At 47.1% G+C, this 580-nt stretch carries 1 protein-coding gene; it reads right to left on the minus strand.

Going from position 1 to position 580, the window contains the following annotated elements; translation table 11 throughout:
* A partial coding sequence (locus tag SP041_RS20790; protein ID WP_137298023.1) for an Ig-like domain-containing protein occupies nucleotides 1–580 on the minus strand: 580 nt, incomplete at both ends.

Genomic DNA, 580 nt, shown 5'->3' on the forward strand with positions numbered 1-580 from the left:
TCATTGGTGTAAGTGAAGCTATCAGTGCCGTTAAAGTCAGCATCAGGCGTGTAGGTTACGGTGCCATCATCGTTAATAGCAACCGTACCGTTCGCACCCTGCGTTACCGTATCGACCGGTGAAATAACACCGCCATCAACGTCAGTATCATTACCTACAACATTAATGGTAATTGGCGTATCTTCATTGGTTGTTGCTGAGTCAGCCACTAATACGGTGTCGTCAGCGATTGGGTCTACTGCCACACTCACCGTTTCAGTATTGCCGTCTTCATTGTCTTCATTGGTGTACGTAAATGAGTCCGACCCATTGAAATCAGCGTTTGGCGTGTAGGTCACCGTACCATCATTGTTAATAGCAACCGTGCCGTTCGCACCCTGGGTTACCGTATCAACCGGTGAAATAACACCGCCATCCACATCAGTATCATTGCCCACGACATTGATAATGACAGGCGTGTCTTCATTGGTTGTTGCTGAGTCAGCGACTAATACTGTGTCGTCAGCGACAGGATCTACTATTACGCTAACAGTTTCAGTATTGCCGTCTTCATTGGTGTAAGTGAAGCTATCAGAGCCAT

The organism is Psychromonas sp. SP041 (genome assembly GCF_000470315.2).
GTDB lineage: Bacteria > Pseudomonadota > Gammaproteobacteria > Enterobacterales > Psychromonadaceae > Psychromonas.